A 19,065-nucleotide genomic window follows, 5' to 3' on the forward strand; every position below is an offset into this window, starting at 1 on the left:
TTTAGTTAGTCATATCATATAAGACTAATTTATTTAGGGGCCGTATTTCTTCTTTTAAATCAAATCCGTTCTTTTCAAGATAAGCAATAATGTCGGTTAGTTTAACCCCTTTATCAAAGGGAATAAGAAAATCTAAGGGATAGCTAATCCTTGTTTCATTTAAAATTGGCATAGTATCCCATTTAACAAATACTTCGTTCAGAAATTCATCAACGGTCATTTTATGGACGGCAATATCATGAAGTTCAATGTCAAATGATTTAGTTTTCTTTTTAGATATCGGAAATTCCCCCAAACCTTTCTTTCTTGTCATCACCAAACAGGGCTGATCCCGTTTTTCAATTTTGGCAACCACGTTAAAATTTCGTTCTAAATCAGCCACCATAAATTTTGAAAACAGCGTATCTGGTATTGGCTTCGGCAGTATCAGTTCATAGCAAAAAAGGTTTTTTAAAGACCATAGATTCACATTTGCCTTTTTAATCGTCTCATATTTTTCGGGAATAAAACGGACAGAATCTCTTGTGTGAAATTCTATTCGAGAATAATTTGGAAATTGTGACACATAATTCAATTGGGGAAATGCCGCTAACCAAAATAGATCTACTATACCTAAATTCCAAGCGAATGCCCTTTTCATTAAAAAATTCGGATTGACATTTCTGTCATTTAAGGACCCGCTATTGATTTCAGGATTATAGCGGGCAAATATAGCTCTGTAACTAAAATTGGTATCTGCTAAATGATAGGGTTCGTAAAAATCAAATTTCATATTGTCGTGCTTGGTAAGCAAATTGGGCTTATCATTTCCTAAAAAAGCATGTATGTTTTTATCATTTATTTCTTCTGAGCCTGTTATTGCCTGAATGATGCCATGCTTGTCAATCCAAACATTATGTGGTAATGATTTATGAGGGAAAAGCCTTGTGAACAAGGTATCACTGGTTATGATGGTAAATAAAGAAATATCGATTTCCTTATGCTTTAGGAAAAATGAGCCAATTGCCTTTTTATCTTCATAAGCAACTGATAAAACGCTCAATTTGCCATTATACTTTCTACTAAGTGTATCCAGTTCCTGTAGCTCTCTAATACAGGGTACACACCAGGTGGCTCCAAAGTCTATGATTAATAAGCCTTTTTGATATAAACTTGTAATGTTTATCGACCCACTTGTCGTTTTAAGTAAGCCGGTTAAAATCCCTGGCGGTATCGTCTCACCTATTTTTAATTCGTGAGGCTGGTTACCTGTATTTTGAGCTATTAAGTTGGTTGACGTTAAGCAAATTACTATAAACAACCAAAAATATTTATAGATCGCATATTTAATACCCATTGTTTTGTTTAAGATTAGCATCGTAAGTAATTTCATTTTGAGGAATCGGTAACAAAAGAGATTTTGATGACCAGGTGGATTTATAGGCACTTATGATGGCGTTTAATCGCCCTGTTCGTTTTATATCAAGATAACGATGCCCCCATTCGCTAAAGAATTCCGCACGCCATTCCTGGGCAATTGCGTTATAGGCCGCGCTTTGACTTATATTTGTCGATAGCGGAATCAGGTGCGCTCTCGTCCTGATCTGGTTTAGATCACTTACCGCACCTGAAACATTGCCCTGATTTGCCCTTGATTCTGCACGAATCAGATATTGCTCAGCAAGACGTAGTGCCATCAGGTATTCCGGGGTACTCGTATTTGTGGTTCGGTTACGGTATTTATATGGGTAATAAAATGTTGTCCCGCTAACAACAGTAGATTTTGTCCAATTAGCTTTTCGAAGATCGCCTGGTTCAAAGGCATTGATTAATGAAGTAGTAATCGGATATAGCGGCCTGCCGGAACTCGGTATCAAAGTTGGCCCATCTGTGATAAATCCAAATTGCGTGTAAAATTGGAAGATTGCCTCATTGCTATTAGCTTGGAAAACACCAGATGGGGCCGTAACTAAACTGTATAAGCCGGAATTGATGACCAATGTGGCGTTGGCCTCTGCATTTATCCAGTCTCTTTGATATAAATTCACCCTCGCCAGCATGGCCGTTGCTGCCAGTTTATTAACCCTTACCTTGCCATTACCAGTATAATTTAATGATAAAACCGCCTGTGCATCCTTAAGATCAGATATAATTTGACGGTAAACCGAAGCGGAATCCGATTGTGCAATACTTGCGTTCTGATCCACATTTGTATTCAAAACGAGCGGTACAGCGCCAAATGAATTAATAAGATAGAAATAAGAATAAGCCCTCAAAAATTTAGCTTCGGCAGTATAGGAAGAAACAACCGTACCTGGAAGACTCTTAGATGCCTGCAATTGTGTGATCATATCATTACAGGAATAAATAGCAAAATAGTTGTTCTTCCAAATGTTCAAAACATTGGCATCGGTTGTAGCCAGATTACTAAGTAAAAAACCATTAGAGGTTGATGTTGGGTAATTTAGTTCATCTGTATAGAGCCCCAGGTATTTATTATAATTGGGGTCGATGGTTTTATCATACAGCGCGTAAATACTTATTAAAGAAGCAGTTGTGCTGGTGGTATCGGAAAATATTTTATCCGTCGTTAATTGATTCTGTGGCGTAGCAACATCAATTAGTTTTTTGCAGCCGGATAATCCCGCTGTCAATAGGATAGTTACCAAAAACAAAATGATATAATTTTTCATGATGATATATTTAAAGGGTTAACCGGATGCCCGTAGTGAAAGTCTTTGCTGGGGGAAGGTTGGGTGTTGCACCAGATTCCGGGTCTAACAGAGCTGAATCCTTATGCCAGATGGTAAATAGGTTTTGACCTTGAAAATAAATACTCAAACTGCTCATCTTGATTTTTTCAAGCAATTTCGCTGGTAAAGTATAGGAAAGGGCAACGTTCTTAATTCTGAAATACGATGCATCAAAATAATTGGCTGATGAAGTAGTGTAATTATAATCCGGATTATTCGATGATAAAGGAACATTAGTCTGGTCACCTGGCTTCCACCTGTTTAAGATGACCGTATAATTGTTGAGTAATAGGCCGGGAGAATAAAGTAGACCACCCAACGCTTTTTGTTTTGCAAATTGTCCGAAGATGTCCAGTTGCCATCTTTTAAGTGTAAAACTATTACCAATGCCGCCGTACAAATCCGGGGTTCGTTTTCCTATTGTGTTGTAATAATAGGGATCAGAAGATGTACTGCCAGTTGGCGGGGCATAATTGGCTAATCCAGTGGCCGGATCAATTCCGGTAAACCTGATTCCATAAATTCTTGTAATATCATAACCGATCAATAGCGTTTGCGCATAACTTGAAGTTGCCAGATTGTCAAAACTCAACAAGGTATTCTTAGGCATGGTCAGGTTAAAGGTCGTTTTCCAAGTAAAGCTATTGTTTTGTATATTTTTGGACGTTATATCAAATTCCCAACCTTTATTTTGAACATCGGCAGGAAGGTTAGCCTGGTAAGTGGCAAAGCCGGTTAAATAAGGAATTTTGTAATTAACTAACTGATCATCGCTGCGGTTACGATAATAATCGATACTAAATAATAACCTATCTTTAAGGATACCTAAGTCCAAGCCAAATTCGAGCTTACGCGTAGTTTCCCAATGAAATTGGGCGTTGGCAATACGGTTCGGCTTAAGCCCGGAAAGATCTTGATAAGTATAGCCAGAGTTGCCGTAGGTTGACAGATATTGGTAATCGGCAATCTGATCATTACCGGTAAGCCCGTAACTGGCTCTTAACTTTCCAAAGCTTATGAATGGTAGATCATTTTTGACAAACTCTTCTCCGCTAAAAATCCAGGCGGCTCCGACAGACCCAAAATTTCCAAATTGATTAACTGGGCCAAAACGGGATGAACCATCTCTACGGACAGTGGCGTTTAATAAATACTTTTCGTCATAGTTATAAGTTGCCCGGCCAAAAACTGATTCATATTTGTATTGCGTGAAGCTGTTTAGTAAATTAAAAGTACCTGCAGAACTAAAATTATTCATCAAACTTTCAGAACTGAAATCACTGGCTATGATCTGGCTGCCTTTGGACAGTGTATTTTGGTAAGTTCCACCGACCAGCGCGTTTAAAGTGGATTTATTGTAATGGTAATCGTAGGTAATCTGTGGCTCTATGATATAAGAATGCGTACTATTATCACCAAAATTTGTATAGTTCGTGGTACCGGGATACAGGGAAACTGTAGGAAATAACTGTGTTTGTTTAAGCGTGATTTGATTATACCCTGCACTGGTCTTTATCGTTAATCCAGGTAAGATCTTATAGCTTAGCAATACGTTGTTTACTATATTATTTGTATTCGCTAAAGAGGTCGCCTTTGTTTCCGCTACTGGGTTGACTGAGAACCAATTGTAATTACCTGTTGCATCATACAAGGGATAATTTGGTGGGAGAAGTAAGTCTGTTGCGACATTTGATGGATTAGATAATTGGTTATTATCTATTAATAGGGAACTATTGAACTGAAGAAAAAACTTTTTATCTAAAGAGGTATGATTAAAATTAAAATGTATTCCACCGCGCTGATAAAGGTTATCACCCGTTAAGTAGGTAGTTTCAGAATGGAAATTCCCTCCGATATTAAAACTGTTACCTTCGCTGCCTCCGGAAATAGATGCCTGAACATCGGTAATGTGTCCAGTACCCCCAATCAGGTATTTAGCCCAATCGGTGGATTTTTTAGTATCCCAAACAGTTAGATCAGGTGCATAATTCGGATCGTTTGGATCATTTGAAGGTGTTAATTCATCGTTTTTAAATGCTTCATTCCTGATCTGTAAGTATTGTGCCAAGTTTAGAAGCCGGGGAAGACTGGCCGCTTTATCTATTCCTTGGCTTACATTTAAATCAATTTTTGTTTTACCTGCTTTGCCTTTTTTTGTTGTAATTAAAACAACACCATTGGAACCCCTTGAACCATAAATCGAGCTCGCATCAGCATCTTTCAGGATACTGATACTTTCGATATCATCGGGGTTCAAACTGTTAAAGGGACTTACGGTTCCATTTACAGAACCTAAACCAAGTACGCCACCCGCCGATGTAAAACTTCCGCCAATAGCGGAACCGAATGGCACGCCATCAATTATATATAAAGGGGCAGTTCCGGCGGTTATTGATCCTTTTCCTCTAATTTGGATATTGACATTACCGCCGGGAAGCCCGTTTGTTGTTTGTACAAATACGCCTGGCATTCGACCAGATAAAGCAGACAAAATATTGGTGATGGGCTGCTTCTCAATTTCAGCGGTGAGTATTGTGGAAACACTGCCTGTATTCAACCGTTTAGTCGTTTGTCCATAGCCGATCACTTGAACCTCGTTTAACGAACTTGCATCTGTTCTCAATTGGATAATAAGAGTCTCGTTTAAGTTTGAAGGGAATGGAGTAATTGCTGTTCGATAACCGACAAAGGAAATCAAAAATGATCCGCTCAGGGCATTCGTACTAATGTTAAATTTACCTTCATTATCTGAAATAGCGGTTGTGTTTTGATTGGCTATTTTAATGGTTGCACCGGGCAGTGGCAAACCTTGCTCATCTATTATTTTGCCATGCAGTTCTTGCTTTGCACTTTGGGACTTTTCCTGTGCGAACGCTTTAAAAAAAAGGCAAAGCGTGGCCAGGACTATATAGAGTATAGTTTTTTTCATGTATTCAGAGAGTTAATAAATAATTGGAAGTCGGAACCAGATAAAATACGGCAACCTGAATGAGGAAGAATTAACTAAAAACTGACCAAACGGTTGCCGTGTCCGGAAAATTACTCAGGGGCACAAATAATAAGTTGGTAAGTGAAATTTGGATAATAGTTCATCTTTTCAAAATTTTTCATTTGAAAGCAATGAACCGATATGCGTGGAGTTTAACAGTAATGGCGGACCCCACTCAAGTACGCTTTGAAGCCTGTAGGAGGCCGAAGTGCATACAAGAGTGTGCCCACCATTATCGCCAAAGATAATGAATGGGCACTTGTCTCCTGCATCTCGCACTTCTAAAATTCCTACATTTTCAAAGCAAGATTCAAAATTCAAATGCCGTATTCGCAAGATTTGCTTGCAAACCCGTCCAATCACATAATTTGTTGATTGGTAATTCAAATTTAGTGAACTAAAACATCAATAACAAATAATTTAACACTATTTTAGTGTTAATGCACATCGATATAGTGTTATAATTTATTATATCAATGAAACCGTTGGACTTTTGGCCAAACAAAAAGATACAATGGCTAAAAAACCACGTGTAAATTCTGAAAAACTAAGAAGTACGCTTATTTCAATTCAGTCAAGATTTGAGACAGGAAAGATAAAAAAGATGTCCGAAATTGGTGATATGTATCCCACGGGTCTGATTTCTGCATTAGGAATTGGCACAAATGGTTATGTTACCAAATTTAATGCACCTGAGAACTTTACCGTCAACGATCTTTTGAAATTGGCAGATATCACCGAAACAGATATTGAATTGATTTGGGCTATCGTAAAAAAGCAAGCTTTGAGTAATTACGAAAAAAGGGATATCAGTCATTTGATCGGCGCTAAAAGTGAAAATGATAAATGATAACTTTCATTTTAAAAAAGGGTGACGGCACAAGCAAGTATTTAGATTTTCGAATCTCTATATATTATTCAAGACACAAAAGATTATTCGTTAATCTTTAATCTATGATAAGCATAAGCATTGTTCTTATCAATTAAAGCCGCTATATCGTAGTAATGGTTAGCTAATTCTTTATAGTAGTCATGTTTCTTTCTCCTTTCCGCCATTTGCTTTTCATTGAACCGCCATGTTTCTATCGGCGCATTTCTTGTCACTAATTCGCTGCAAAGCTGGGCTTGTAGCACCTTTAAATAGAAATTTTTCATATTTAGACTATCCGCCCGATCGGCCATACTTTTAGCTAATAACAGTTTGTTCGTCGCTTGGCTGCTGCCAGGGTCGGGGTTCATCACAAAACTGTTGAACTGCAGATAAATCAGCGCCCGGAAAAACAGACTTGTTGTATCGTTAGGATGGATTTTTAGATTTTTATCAAGACTATCGGCAGAACCCGCAAAATCTTTTTCAACGGGTGCCAGGGTACCGCTTTTAAGAGAAATTTTTCCGTTGTAAACCATTACCCTGGGTTGTGCCCTTAGCAAAGAAATGGCAAGAAACATCAATGCAATTACACAGGCGATAAACTTATTTAATTTTTTCATAGTCGGTTTTGGTACGGTCTGAAACAAAGATTGCTTAAAAGATAGTAGTTACCAAAGGATACCCTCGTTATGTTAATTCAAAATGTGTACCCTCTGTTAACTAAACGGTGGTGAATCGATTATTTGTATATCCACGGCATTTTTATTAGCTGCTCAATTGCGTTGGCACCTTCTTGTAGATTTTATCGCACAATATTACCCATGCCTTTGAAATCCAATAAAAGCTTAGGTTCTATTTCCAGTGCTTTTGCCAATTCTCTAAGGGTAAGTATGGTGATATTGACCTTTCCACTTTCAATTTTTTGAATATCCCCATAGTCAATATTGCAGTTGAGTGCCATTTTTCTGTATGTCAGCTTCTTAGTAAGTCTTAATGATTTAAGATGATTTCCGAACAAAATTAACACTTCTTTATCTAAATCGCTGATCATCTTATGCTTCTAATGAACAGGAAAGATGAAATATTAATAGTTTAATAATGTTGGTGAATTATCCAACATTTTCTCTTAAAAAATTAGGAAATATGATATTTTGAGTTAAATTTGATTATTATTTATAAGTGCAGCAAACCCGCGGCATTTATATTGTGATAAGGTTTAGGTTGAAGTCTGCCACAGCGATTGTCGGCAGACTTTATTTTTTCACAGCCTGAAGTAATTATCTTTTTACTACGGAACACACTCTTGTTCATTATTTTAAATCATCCAGGGCAACATAATTTTTCCGATATTTGGGAATATTGAATTTTAACTGACGAAGGTTAATTAATCGCCACGCCCCAGCTGTTAGCCGTCTATAATTATTTTACCTGCCATTGAGGCCGTACACCTAAGCGACTCAATAAAACATTGTTGCTACACATGAATTACATTTTTCTTGATAGGGCCATTTTGCGCAATCCTTCTCTGAGCTTTAAGCAGTTTGATCTGTCGAACTTACCAAAGATTGCAGCAAACAATCATTTTCGCCTTGCTTTGTATTTGGCAAGTCCGCAATTTCATGATGTCCTTGACACTAAAAACTATGAGTCTTTATCTTCAAAAGAGCTCCTCACCTTAAAAAAGTATTTTAACCGAATGTGCTTCCGGCCCACACCGTTCGGCGCTTTTTCTTCGTTTACCCTGGTTCCCTGGGGCACTAATGATTTAATCCGCTTACAAGAGAAAAACAACCATAAGTTACATTTAAACTTTGACCAGCAGATCAACATTCAAATCTCAAATGATCTTACAGCGATTGAGGCAGAATCAATCGGTTATGTTATAAATCCAACCCTGTATAAAATTTCGAGAGAACTAAGGTTTGTTAAAACTAGCTATAACGAAACCGATGCTAAAGTTTCCTATAACCTGGAATCGTATCAGCATAATTTCATCATTGAAGGGCTGATAAAATTCTTAGGAAATGGATACAAGGCGGCAAAGTTGATCATTGATTTTATGAGCAATATATCAGGTAGTGACCAACCTACCGCAGAAGATTATTTTCATTTCCTGGTCAACGCACAGGTTCTTGTCCCTGATATAGGCCTAAATATTATTGGTGATGACTACCTGGACAGGTTACGTTCCTGTATTGAATTAAAACCTTTGTTTGATCGCAAGAGCTTTTTTAATATTAAAGACCAACTATCAGCTTTGCAGCATCCAACTGTTAAACGTCTTAAAAAGATTAGTGAACAAATAAAATATGATGCGGTCAACGCGGGCAAACAAAGTTTTAGAAATACTTTTTACACTGGTTTAGAAAGAGGTGTTGCAGATGGTTCCCTAAATCTGCGACATCAGCAATCCATACGTGAAGCGCTTGATGTCTTAGTGAAGTTAGTACCGGAAACTCAACCATCCTCGTTAGAGCAATTTATCAGTGAGTTTAAGCGCACTTATGACAAAGGCAAAGTCCCGCTTTTAAAGGCCCTTGACCCGGAAACTGGTATCGGTTACGGACAAACAACCCACACGGACTATGAAAGTGATCTTTTAAAAAAAGTAAAATTTAAAGAACAGAAGCCTAATCAAGATAGGATCACCTGGTCAAGAAACCAGCAATTTCTATTGCAACGATGGCTAAGTATGGCAAGCGGCTCGAATGTAATTGAACTCACAAAAGTGGATATGGCCGAAATGGCAGATGATCGAACCCTGTCAACTCCTCCGTCACTTTCAGTTATTTTTAGGGTTGCACAAGACCAAATTTTTATAGAATCAGCTGGAGGAGCTACCGCCACAGCTCTTGCGGGAAGATTTGGTTTTTGGAGCGAAGATATACGCGACGCTACCCGGCAAATAGCTGTAGCGGAACAAATAGCGAACCCTCATGTGGTGTTCGCAGATATCGGACATCTATCAGATGGTCATACGGATAATATTAATAGGAGACCGTCCATTTATTATTATGAGATTGTCACAAACGCTGTTTCCGGTCTGCCTTTCGAAAGACAAATTCCCGTGGCGGACTTATTATTATCTATTGTCAACGACCAGGTGGTGGTATTAGAGTCGGCCCGCCTTAAGAAAATTATAGTACCGAGGTTACCTTCCGCTTATAACTATAATCTTAATGACCTTGCCGTTTTCAAATTTTTGGGAGATATGCAATTTCAGGGGATACGTAGTAATTTTACATTGGATTTAGAAGTATTGTTCCCCGGAATGGAAAGTTATCCCAGGGTAATTTACGGCAACACGATATTAAGTGCAGCTAAATGGAATTTGGGCAAAAATGAACGTCAAAGGCTGAGTGCAGTGCCATTCGATTTGGCGCTAAAAGAGTTCAAGGGTTTAAGAGAGCGTTTGAAACTGCCGGATGTAATTGGATTAAGCAATGGTGACCAGCAACTGGTCTTCAATCTCAATAAGTCCGAAGAAGTCAGATTTCTACTCGACAATTTAAAAAACACAAAGCATATTACCCTTCATGAAGTCTTCCTTCCCGAAAAGGGACCGGTATACTCAGCTCCCCAACGACCCCTGATCAATCAATTTATCGCCTTATTATATCAAGATAAACAAATTTATCAAGCCATAAATAAAACGGATAAAAAAAAAAGGACGGCAACAAAAAAGGATTATATCATCGGAAGTAAATGGCTTTATCTGAAACTTTATTGCCATCCAGGAATGGCAAATGATTTGTTGTGCCGGGTAATCATGCCCATATTGAATCACTTTGGGGCGGATGTGTTGAAATCCTGGTTTTTCGTCCGTTATCGTGATTCAGCCTACCATGTCCGGCTACGCATACAAATAGAGGGGGATATTTTGAAAGAAATATTGGTCAGATTGAAAGCCAAGCTCGAAGGGAAAGTGAAATACAATCTGATAAGAGAATATCAGGCAGATACTTATCGCCGGGAGGTAGAAAGATATGGTGCGGATATTATAAAATTCATGGAAGACTTTTTTTATGCAGACAGCGCCCTGGTAATACATTATATCAAACGGTCTACTCTTAAATCCTTTCCATATCCATATCATAGCCTTGCGTTCAAGTCGGTTTTCTATCTTACGAATGCCTTTTTCCCAGATATTAACGAGCGTTTTTCTTTTTTGGAAACGATGACTGATATTTTTTACAAGGAATTTGCTGGCGATAAAACTTTAAAAATAGATCTCGATCAAAAATATCGGGAACTGAAACAGAAAATTAATCAACTTTTAAACGACCCGCGTTTTTATAGAAGGACCAATTTGGAAAGCTATCAGCAAAATTTTGATACCCAAGCGCAGGCGATAGTAATATATGCTAATAAATTTTCCTTAGAAAGAAAAAGACAACTACTAGCAGATATGATCCACATGCATTTAAACCGGATATTTATTGACCGTCAAAGAAATCAGGAATTGATCGTTTATTATTGTGTTTACAAGTATAGTTTATCGCTGAAGGCTATCGTCGCTAAATGAGTTAATATTTTCTTCGGGATCTGAGTAACAATTCATTCATTTTCGCTAAGAAGGCCTCTTTATAATAACGACCTAAATTTAATTGCGTATCATCTTCCATGGTCACCCGTGAATGTTCAACAGATTTGATTTTCGAGTTATTGATAATAAAAGACTGATGGATGCGTGAAAATTGTTCCGGAGGCAAAGATTGTTCAATTTCATTGATCGTAAGGTAAGGCATGATATCATTCCCGTGTTGAAAATGGATCTTAACATAGTTTTGAGCTCCTTCAACATACAGGATGTCTTTAATCACGACTTTAACGCTTTTCCCCCTGGTGTCTGACTTAACAAAAAAGTATTCGCTTATTTTATCTTTTTCCGGCTTTATAATAGCTTCACGTTTGCGTATTTTTTGAATGCATTTTCTGAACCGTGCATAGCTGATCGGTTTTAAAAGAAAATCGAAGGCTTCTTTTTCAAAAGCTTCAACGGCAAATTCCTGAAATGAAGTCGTAAAAACAATGGTCGTATGAAGATTTGCCAGGCCTGCAAAATCCATCCCGGATAATTCAGGCATCTCTATATCGAGGAAAGTAACGTCAGGAGGACTATCAGAAGTAACTTCATCAAGAGCCTTTACCGGGTCGGTAGAATATCCATGCAGTTCCAAACCTTCTGTACTCGTAATATATTCCACCAGTATTTCGACCGAATGGTACTGGTCGTCAACAACATAACATTTTAAACTCATAGCTGTATCATCAAATCCACCTCAAAAATTGCTTCATCCTGATTGATCTGAAGCGAGTATTTATCTTTATACGTATGATCTAAACGTTTAATTATATTTTTTATTCCGACCGAACGAGCACGTTTTCTGGTCGGCGCTTTGCTTTTCAAATTCCAGCTAGTATAATGCAGAACATGGTCCTCATCAACCTCTATATGTATCCTTGCGGGTTGCTTATTATTTTTGAGATAGCCATGTTTGAAAATATTTTCGGTCAGGGTCAGCAGAACGAGTGGTATAATAGTATTATTTTCCAAAATCCCATCTACATGAAAATCCATACTGAGTTCGTAATCAAACTGCACCTGGTTAAGTGCTATCAGATGCTCCAGTTGTGCGATCTCATCTGTAAGATTGGCTTTGCCATCAGGGCCCACGCTTTCAAATGAATATCGCATAATATCAACAAGTAAAAGGATGCATTGCGAAGCCTCCTTAGAATATTTATAATAGGTATCATGGATAAACGTGAGAATATTGTATAAAAAATGAGGATTGATTTGTTGTTGAAGATAAGCGCTTTCCGCTTCGGCCAGGTTTTTTTCAAGTCTTGCGTTTTCAATCAACGTATTCAATTGAATCTGCTGTGCCTCAAACGCTTGATCGCGAAACTTGATCATTCTCAAGATGGCCCAGTACATACTGCTAAACGCTATAAAATATACCCCCCGATAGGCATTTAGTATAACAAATTTCTGCACATAAGTAAGCTGGAAAAAAAAAGAAAAATGAACGCCTGCCAAAAAATAATCCAATATATATTTCACTATTAAATAGATCGCAAGCTCAAAAATCACGAGCCCCGGAAGTAAAATATAGGTTTTCGCTGAATCTAAAGCATATTTTAAAACAACATGTGCATGGATATAAAACAGGAGAATATTGAGTGTGTAATAACAAACATAATCTACTTTGGGAAATGAACTGCCGCCAGTTAGTTTTATAAAACTGACCTCGTAACAAATAAAGGCAAGCCATCCTAAAATATGGCTTCTGATAGTTTTTAAATTGATTTTGTTTAAATAATCCATTTTGATTGTAATAGAAATGTCATGCTCGGTTATATGTCGGGACTAACTTGTTGTCCGTGTAACAATGTTGCATCCGTCTTATTGTACTGATAATTTCGGTAAAAAGTTACCATTATGAAACACGTACAAGTAAAAAATTTTAAGAGGAAGACAAATACTATACATAGCTATAGAGGTTTGTCAAATGGTTATGACACCCAGCCCACTGTTGGCGAAACGGATCCAACCAATACCGTTATTACAATTTTAACGACCGTAAGTGGTCAAACACATTTGGCGAAACAGACTCAATAAATTAGGCCGGGTCATTATTGTAATACAACTTAATTGCGTTTAGCCATGCTAAAAGACGAGTTGAAAGTATTGCGTAAAATTGCTGAGTCAATTTTTAACATGCCGCAGAAAGATTTTTTGCGGCATGTTGACGCTAATGAGAATTTAAAAAATGATATTCATGACGAATGTCAACGCATAAAAGATGCCTGGACCAGTCTGCTGTTTAGTCAGAATAAGGACCATGTACTAAAGCGGTATGTCTGGTTCGAACAAGAAACTTTGTTAAAACTGAGCGATTACATATTTTATAATATTCAATCAGCTGATTTAATAGGCAGACTGAAAAAAAAAGATTTATTACCGGAGATATTATCAATTTTATTAAGTGATTTATTAGAATTGAAAGATTTTCTAATTCAATATTTTCATACCTATATAAATCCTAATGGAAAATTACCCGAAGCTGCTATTCCTCTTATAAAAAAACAATTAGGCGACGCGGCGGAGGAATTAAGTGCCCTATTTACAGACGCTGAGATTGATTCGGGATTGAAGGCTTGTTTATTAGATTATCTACACAATATTTTATATGACAGTTCAAATTCGCCCTTAAATTATAGAGTTTCCGAATACCAAATGCTATTTACAGAAACCTTAAAGGAAGTAATGGATTTTAGAGATAAGCGTGATCTGACCTACGCTGTCGTTGAAGCATTGTTTTATTTGAATTTTAATCATTTCGGCTTCAGCCAGTGGTACCAGGAAAAGATAGTTAGCAAAAGCAGCGCGTCAAAGCCGTTAGAAATTGGAAAGCTCGTCAAGGACGAGCTGCTAATCCTTAAAAGCTTGCCCGTGATCATCACAACGGGCTTCGATCCTTTGATTGCGCCGATAAATATCCAGCTGGAGGGTTGGCTGATTGAATATACTAAAAACGACCTTCATGACCACATCGTTGGGACTAATGGTAAATTTTTAAAAATGGAACTCAAGGTAACCGTTGCTCAACTGGTTTTTTTAATCAGATTACTATACGAAGAAGGCGTTTTTGCCATGAAAAGTATCGCCGGTGTATTACGTTTTTTCTCCAATCATTTTATGACGAAAAAGCAGGCGCATATTTCTTATGGCAGCATGAATAAGCTTTATTATAGCAGCGATCAGTTTACAGCCTATTATATAAGGGAGCTTTTATTGAATATGGTGTCAAAAATCAATAAGTTGTATTTTCCAACTTAGCAATTCGGGTTGTAAAGATGAAAATAGTTTTTAAAAATAGACCCTATGAAAACCCGTGATATAATTTTGATATGGCTTTTAAAGGTATTGGAAGCTTACAAGCCACAAAAAGCGGCTTTCTATGACTTTGAAGAAAGAATTATCGAGCGTAAATACTGCTCAAAGGATATTATTTTGTGCAAACAAGGAGATGTCACCAGAAAGGTATATTTTTTATCCAGTGGGACTGCGCTTACTTATACTTTTACAGATCAGGGTGAAAAACAATTATTAAACATTTTTCAGTCAAATGAAATTGTCGTAGGGGAAAGTTTTACGCTTCAAGGGCCGAGTGAATATTTCCTGATGGCTTGTGCAAATGCCTATTTGCTTAGTGTTACACACAGCGAGATAAAAGATATCTACCGAAAATTTCCTGAGGTAGAAGAACTCTCAATGATGGTCATTAGTGCAAAAAAAAGCAAGGAAATAAAAAGGATTCAAATGTTAAACGAATTTGGTATCAAGTTGGTGAGGGATTTTTACAAGATATATACGGAGCTTTTGGAGCCAGGCAAAGTTTTGAGAGATGCTGACAGCGCTTCCTATTTATTAATATCGGAAGGAACACTAAGAAGTCTGCGAAATAGGCTTCTCCATGATGGATCACTCAAAATCCACCATTAACCACCAATATACAACATATGGGCCAGATATTAAGGCAAATTGCATTTCCGCGAACATTTATTAGGAATCTGCATTTGCCGATTTTATTATTTGTAATAATAACCTTTCACGAAGCTAATTAAACACAAATGAAAAAGTATTGGAGTCAGTATGAATTTAATTTCCGAACAATTGCAAGTTTTTGTGTGCGATTCAATATCTCCCCAAAAACTGATTACAAAACAAATCCCGGCGGAGGAATTTAATAAATGGGACCACTTTATCCTAAAGGAAGTCGAGGCCCTAAAAATCTTAATTTATTTTTCTTCTGTAAAAGATAATGGTATAAATGAATGCTCAGTAACAAAATTGTTTAACCAATTAGTTAGTTTGAGTAACATCGTATCCTCTTATTTATTTAAAGGTTTTAATATTTTGAAGCATCACCCGCAAGCCAACGAAATAAAAAAGCATTATAAATTTTCGCGAAATCTTCTTGATGAACTGGTTAGTGGATTAGAGAAATCATTTCCTCAGGAAAGTAAAAAAATAAAAATCACGGCCTCAAATATGCCCGATGTTATAGGGAATCTAAAATATCTGTATAACAATATGCTTCAGAATATAAGTGGTACCAGCATAGATCACCAGTTACAGGAAATTCTAGATAGGGGGTTTAATTACTTAATTGGCAAAAAGGGTATAACAAATTCAGACGTTGAATACATCACGAGCCTGTGTTCTTTAATAATTCGGACAAAGCCGGAAAATTCACCCTCAATGATCGATCTCCTGTTAGCGAATGATTTTAACATTCCTGATTTTTTCCTTTACTGTCTGAATACCTGGGAAGAAAGATTGGTTGAGATACCCGGCCTGCATGAACAAAGTGAGATGTTATTGAGGGAAAAAGACCGGATATTGAAATTGAAGACTCAAAAAGGCTTGCGGATGCCAGGAGTTCCAATTCCATTAATTAAAGAAATGAAGCAATTTTTAAATGAAAAACAGGAGATCGTTGCTCAATTAACCAAAATAAGAAGGCAAGTTATTGAGGATAGTGAAAAACTAAAGTCCGGAAAACGTTTTTTAGTGAATTTACCGGTGTCGCAATTAGGGCTATTTATCCGTTTGCAAATTGAGATGGGGCTGTTGCTCAAAGAGCATGTCGGCGAAATATTTATTTTTTTTGCGACTCATTTTTACACAAATAATGCGTTGTTCATTTCACCGCAAAGTTTACAAAAAAAGTCTACGGATGTCGAATTCGCTACCGCGCAAAAACTTAAAAAGCAGATCATAGGGATGTTAAACTGGCTAAATACAAACTATAATCTTTCCAATTATAGCTAATTAAATATTTTTTTCCTGAAACAGAAGAAGGAGATCGTGCTTTTTAAGGAGATTAAGCAAATCATGGTACCAAAGATATGTAAATTCTTTCTGTCGCTTTAATTGGTTTAAATTCAATGACATTACATCTTCTAATGTACCAATACCCAGTCGTTCGGATTGTTCAATAAATGCATTTCCCATACCTAACTGAGAAAATGGACATTTTAAGGCAATCAGTTCTACCATACCTCAATCGTTTAATTTTAATTACAACAAAATACGAGGTATAAAGCATTTGTCAAGTTAAAAATTAAAAATATATTTCCCCAAAGGTGAATTAAACGTTATGATGCCTAATACAGTCGGCTGTTGTTACAGCTAAAAATGTTTATTATTTAAATACCATATTATGAAAACCAGATGAACGAAAGTTGAAAGCATTTTTATCGAAGCTACCGCATGAGTTCTATACTAAGTCAAAAAGAAGGTATTACTGTTGAAGCAGTTGAAATGAAAAAGTCTATGGCTCCAATCAGCAGAGTCCAGTGACAAAGAAGCTGAATAAACGCAAATCTTAATAGCACTTCATCCCGGATTTTTTAAAATAAAGACTATTTAATAGGATAGTTATGCGCTGTCTCTATTTGAGTAAGGGTGATATGACTTCAACTACAGTCATATCACCCCTAAAGAAAATCAACCTACGTTTTCTTTTCTGAAAGAAAATAAGACCATAACATTACCTTTCGGCCCTGTTCAAATAAGCCACTATACAACGAAATTTGGGACGTAAACACTTAAGTTTTTGTACTCCATTATTAATAATTCTATACAGTGATACTAAAATTTATTACGTCACATTAATATTTTGTCACATTTTTATATAATTTTGTGACATGAATTCTATTCATCAGGAAATATCAAGTCAAATAAAAGACTTTCAACCGGGTGTTATCGTATTCCCCACGGACTTTCGCGGTCTGGGTACGGATGATGCGATCAGGCAGGCTTTATCGAGATTAACCAAAGAAGGCAGAATCGAAAGGCTGGCTCATGGCATTTATTTCCTGCCAAATATACACCCCACTTTTGGCAAGCTATATCCATCGATGGAAGAAGTTGCTAACGCTGTAGCCGCGAATGAACATATGCGTATCAAACCGGCAGGCGCTTACGCCTTAAATAAATTAGGATTATCCACACAAGTACCGGCGCGATTGGTTTATATTACAGACGGACAGGCCAGGCAGATCACGATCGGGAAAGGTGGTGTTAAGTTCAAGCCCGTTAGCCCCAAAAAATTCGGCATGAAAGGGCCAATCAGCAGTTTATTGATTCAGGGGCTGGAAGAAATGAATATTAGCCAGATTACCCCTAATATGGAAGAACGCATTAAACAACTTTTGAACCAAGAAACCATGGATAATCTATATTATGATCTTAAACTTGCCCCAGCACGTATCAATGACTTTATTGTTAAACTATTAAAATATCCCCTAAATGGTCGAGTGGCTTAGTTTGTCAGACGAAGACCGGCTGATCTCTATACAGCAAGCCGCTAATAAAAGCGGGATGTCTACTAAAGTGATTGAAAAAGATTGGTGGGTAACGCTCGCATTGAAGGCCGTATTTCAAAGCGAGTTTGCACCACATTTATCCTTCAAAGGCGGCACATCGCTAAGTAAAGGCTGGCACTTGATCGAGCGCTTTTCGGAAGATATCGACTTAGCTATCGAAAGAAGTTTCTTAGGGTTTGAAGAAGATCTGAGCAAAAATGCAGTGAAAAAATTGAAGCGTGTGGCCTGTGATTTTACTTCAACCGCCTTAAAAGCAGCACTGGAAAAAGAATTAGCAAATTTGGGTGTACCTGACGGTGCTGTAACAGTAACAGCAGACCCCGTCAACCCTACTATTCCTGATACTGATCCGCAAACTTTGCGTATCGCTTACCGCTCTTTGCTTGACCCGCTGCCTTATATCGCGGATAGCGTAAAATTAGAGGTAAGTGCCCGTTCCTTGAACGAACCAGCAGTAGAGCGTCCTATATCGTCTTTATTAGGCGAATATATGCCTGGTTTCCCATGGTCGGGTGAAAGTTTCCCCGTAGCTACAGTAGAGCCTAAACGAACCTTTTTAGAAAAAATATTTTTATTGCACGAGGAATTTTTGCGGCCGGTTGATCGTATTATTTACGAAAGGATGTCCCGGCACTTGTATGACCTAGAGCGGATCATGGATACCGAACATGCGGAGGCGGCCTTAGCAGATCGTGCCTATTATGATTCCATCGTAGAGCACCGCAGGCACCTGATCTTTAAAGCAGGTGTTGATTACAATACGCACCAGCTGAAAACTTTGAATTTCATACCACCGACTAGTATTTTACAAGCATTTGAACAGGATTATTCACTAATGCGCGAACAGATGATTTATGATGAGCATACGAAGGACTTTGTAGATGTTATAGCCCGGTTAAACAATTTGTTAGATCGTATAAAGTTGGCTTAGCACCTTATATTTAACTTTTCTGATCGAAATAAATCTTATAATATTTTTTCCAGTATTAGCATCTACACCGTGCTCGATCAAATCCTGACATCCATGTATAAAACATTCAAGTTTTTGTCTAATTTAATCACACTTTTCA

The 19,065-nt window shown here is 37.4% G+C and carries 15 protein-coding genes; 7 read left to right on the forward strand and 8 right to left on the reverse strand.

All coding sequences use genetic code 11. From position 1 onward, the window contains the following. Nucleotide 1 precedes the first annotated feature (1 nt). Genes ABIB50_RS10130 through ABIB50_RS10140 form a run of 3 tightly spaced genes read right to left on the reverse strand, consistent with a single transcriptional unit; the run spans nt 2 to nt 5,661 of the window. The gene (locus ABIB50_RS10130) at nt 2–1,336 is read right to left on the reverse strand and encodes a TlpA family protein disulfide reductase (protein ID WP_429379521.1); all 1,335 of its coding nucleotides are present in this window, start codon (nt 1,334–1,336) and stop codon (nt 2–4) included. Then, a complete protein-coding gene (locus tag ABIB50_RS10135) occupies nt 1,326–2,672 on the reverse strand; it encodes a RagB/SusD family nutrient uptake outer membrane protein (protein ID WP_429379523.1) in 1,347 nt (448 codons plus the stop codon). The genes ABIB50_RS10130 and ABIB50_RS10135 overlap by 11 nt, the downstream gene beginning before the upstream one ends. Nucleotides 2,673–2,682: 10 nt before the next feature. Beyond that, nucleotides 2,683–5,661, reverse strand: coding sequence for a SusC/RagA family TonB-linked outer membrane protein (locus ABIB50_RS10140; protein ID WP_429379525.1), 2,979 nt, complete (start codon nt 5,659–5,661; stop codon nt 2,683–2,685). Nucleotides 5,662–6,235: 574 nt separating this feature from the next. Here ABIB50_RS10140 and ABIB50_RS10145 point away from each other — a divergent pair. Continuing rightward, entirely contained in the window at nt 6,236–6,571 is a 336-nt protein-coding gene (locus ABIB50_RS10145; RefSeq protein ID WP_429379527.1) for a hypothetical protein, read from the forward strand. Between the two features lie 83 nt (nt 6,572–6,654). On the opposite strand, the gene ABIB50_RS10150 is transcribed toward ABIB50_RS10145, so the two are convergent. After that, the gene (locus ABIB50_RS10150; RefSeq protein WP_429379529.1) at nt 6,655–7,212 is read right to left on the reverse strand and encodes a hypothetical protein; all 558 of its coding nucleotides are present in this window, start codon (nt 7,210–7,212) and stop codon (nt 6,655–6,657) included. Nucleotides 7,213–7,394: 182 nt separating this feature from the next. Then, nucleotides 7,395–7,643, reverse strand: coding sequence for a helix-turn-helix domain-containing protein (locus tag ABIB50_RS10155; protein ID WP_429379531.1), 249 nt, complete (start codon nt 7,641–7,643; stop codon nt 7,395–7,397). 429 nt (nt 7,644–8,072) lie between these two features. Between ABIB50_RS10155 and ABIB50_RS10160 the strand changes: the two genes are divergently transcribed. Next, nucleotides 8,073–11,117, forward strand: a complete 3,045-nt coding sequence (locus ABIB50_RS10160; RefSeq protein WP_429379533.1) for a thiopeptide-type bacteriocin biosynthesis protein — start codon at nt 8,073–8,075, stop codon at nt 11,115–11,117. Nucleotide 11,118: 1 nt separating this feature from the next. On the opposite strand, the gene ABIB50_RS10165 is transcribed toward ABIB50_RS10160, so the two are convergent. Next, entirely contained in the window at nt 11,119–11,853 is a 735-nt protein-coding gene (locus tag ABIB50_RS10165; RefSeq protein WP_429379534.1) for a LytR/AlgR family response regulator transcription factor, read from the reverse strand. Beyond that, nucleotides 11,850–12,923 (reverse strand): sensor histidine kinase, encoded by a 1,074-nt coding sequence (locus ABIB50_RS10170; RefSeq protein ID WP_429379536.1) that lies wholly within the window; start codon nt 12,921–12,923, stop codon nt 11,850–11,852. Before ABIB50_RS10170 ends, ABIB50_RS10165 begins: the two co-directional genes overlap by 4 nt. A 339-nt stretch (nt 12,924–13,262) precedes the next feature. On the opposite strand from ABIB50_RS10170, the gene ABIB50_RS10175 reads away from it, so the two are divergent. The 3 genes from ABIB50_RS10175 (at nt 13,263) to ABIB50_RS10185 (ending at nt 16,436) form a co-directional block, all read left to right on the forward strand. Next, nucleotides 13,263–14,438 (forward strand): hypothetical protein, encoded by a 1,176-nt coding sequence (locus tag ABIB50_RS10175; RefSeq protein WP_429379538.1) that lies wholly within the window; start codon nt 13,263–13,265, stop codon nt 14,436–14,438. 45 nt (nt 14,439–14,483) lie between these two features. Further along, nucleotides 14,484–15,104 (forward strand): Crp/Fnr family transcriptional regulator, encoded by a 621-nt coding sequence (locus ABIB50_RS10180; protein WP_429379540.1) that lies wholly within the window; start codon nt 14,484–14,486, stop codon nt 15,102–15,104. A gap of 150 nt (nt 15,105–15,254) precedes the next feature. Further along, complete coding sequence (locus ABIB50_RS10185) at nt 15,255–16,436, forward strand: hypothetical protein (protein ID WP_429379542.1); 1,182 nt, start codon at nt 15,255–15,257, stop codon at nt 16,434–16,436. On the opposite strand, the gene ABIB50_RS10190 is transcribed toward ABIB50_RS10185, so the two are convergent. Then, entirely contained in the window at nt 16,437–16,664 is a 228-nt protein-coding gene (locus tag ABIB50_RS10190) for a hypothetical protein (protein ID WP_429379544.1), read from the reverse strand. It abuts the gene before it with no gap. A 650-nt stretch (nt 16,665–17,314) separates the two neighbouring features. Between ABIB50_RS10190 and ABIB50_RS10195 the strand changes: the two genes are divergently transcribed. Both ABIB50_RS10195 and ABIB50_RS10200 read left to right on the forward strand, forming a co-directional pair. Next, nucleotides 17,315–17,935 carry a DUF6088 family protein gene (locus ABIB50_RS10195; protein WP_429379546.1) on the forward strand — a complete coding sequence of 207 codons (621 nt, stop codon included), beginning with the start codon at nt 17,315–17,317 and terminating at the stop codon, nt 17,933–17,935. Further along, nucleotides 17,919–18,926 carry a nucleotidyl transferase AbiEii/AbiGii toxin family protein gene (locus ABIB50_RS10200; RefSeq protein ID WP_429379548.1) on the forward strand — a complete coding sequence of 336 codons (1,008 nt, stop codon included), beginning with the start codon at nt 17,919–17,921 and terminating at the stop codon, nt 18,924–18,926. The genes ABIB50_RS10195 and ABIB50_RS10200 overlap by 17 nt, the downstream gene beginning before the upstream one ends. The last annotated feature ends 139 nt before the right edge of the window (nt 18,927–19,065 follow it).

It is taken from the genome of Mucilaginibacter sp. UYCu711, from assembly GCF_050433825.1.
In the GTDB taxonomy this organism is placed as follows: Bacteria; Bacteroidota; Bacteroidia; order Sphingobacteriales; family Sphingobacteriaceae; genus Mucilaginibacter.

Excerpts from the sequence above, each read along its gene's own strand:
- ABIB50_RS10130 (WP_429379521.1), bottom strand. The coding sequence starts at position 1,336 with ATGGGTATTAAATATGCGATCTATAAATATTTTTGGTTGTTTATAGTA.
- ABIB50_RS10135 (WP_429379523.1), bottom strand. The coding sequence starts at position 2,672 with ATGAAAAATTATATCATTTTGTTTTTGGTAACTATCCTATTGACAGCG.
- ABIB50_RS10140 (WP_429379525.1), bottom strand. The coding sequence starts at position 5,661 with ATGAAAAAAACTATACTCTATATAGTCCTGGCCACGCTTTGCCTTTTT.
- ABIB50_RS10145 (WP_429379527.1), top strand. The coding sequence starts at position 6,236 with ATGGCTAAAAAACCACGTGTAAATTCTGAAAAACTAAGAAGTACGCTT.
- ABIB50_RS10150 (WP_429379529.1), bottom strand. The coding sequence starts at position 7,212 with ATGAAAAAATTAAATAAGTTTATCGCCTGTGTAATTGCATTGATGTTT.
- ABIB50_RS10155 (WP_429379531.1), bottom strand. The coding sequence starts at position 7,643 with ATGATCAGCGATTTAGATAAAGAAGTGTTAATTTTGTTCGGAAATCAT.
- ABIB50_RS10160 (WP_429379533.1), top strand. The coding sequence starts at position 8,073 with ATGAATTACATTTTTCTTGATAGGGCCATTTTGCGCAATCCTTCTCTG.
- ABIB50_RS10165 (WP_429379534.1), bottom strand. The coding sequence starts at position 11,853 with ATGAGTTTAAAATGTTATGTTGTTGACGACCAGTACCATTCGGTCGAA.
- ABIB50_RS10170 (WP_429379536.1), bottom strand. The coding sequence starts at position 12,923 with ATGGATTATTTAAACAAAATCAATTTAAAAACTATCAGAAGCCATATT.
- ABIB50_RS10175 (WP_429379538.1), top strand. The coding sequence starts at position 13,263 with ATGCTAAAAGACGAGTTGAAAGTATTGCGTAAAATTGCTGAGTCAATT.
- ABIB50_RS10180 (WP_429379540.1), top strand. The coding sequence starts at position 14,484 with ATGAAAACCCGTGATATAATTTTGATATGGCTTTTAAAGGTATTGGAA.
- ABIB50_RS10185 (WP_429379542.1), top strand. The coding sequence starts at position 15,255 with ATGAATTTAATTTCCGAACAATTGCAAGTTTTTGTGTGCGATTCAATA.
- ABIB50_RS10190 (WP_429379544.1), bottom strand. The coding sequence starts at position 16,664 with ATGGTAGAACTGATTGCCTTAAAATGTCCATTTTCTCAGTTAGGTATG.
- ABIB50_RS10195 (WP_429379546.1), top strand. The coding sequence starts at position 17,315 with ATGAATTCTATTCATCAGGAAATATCAAGTCAAATAAAAGACTTTCAA.
- ABIB50_RS10200 (WP_429379548.1), top strand. The coding sequence starts at position 17,919 with ATGGTCGAGTGGCTTAGTTTGTCAGACGAAGACCGGCTGATCTCTATA.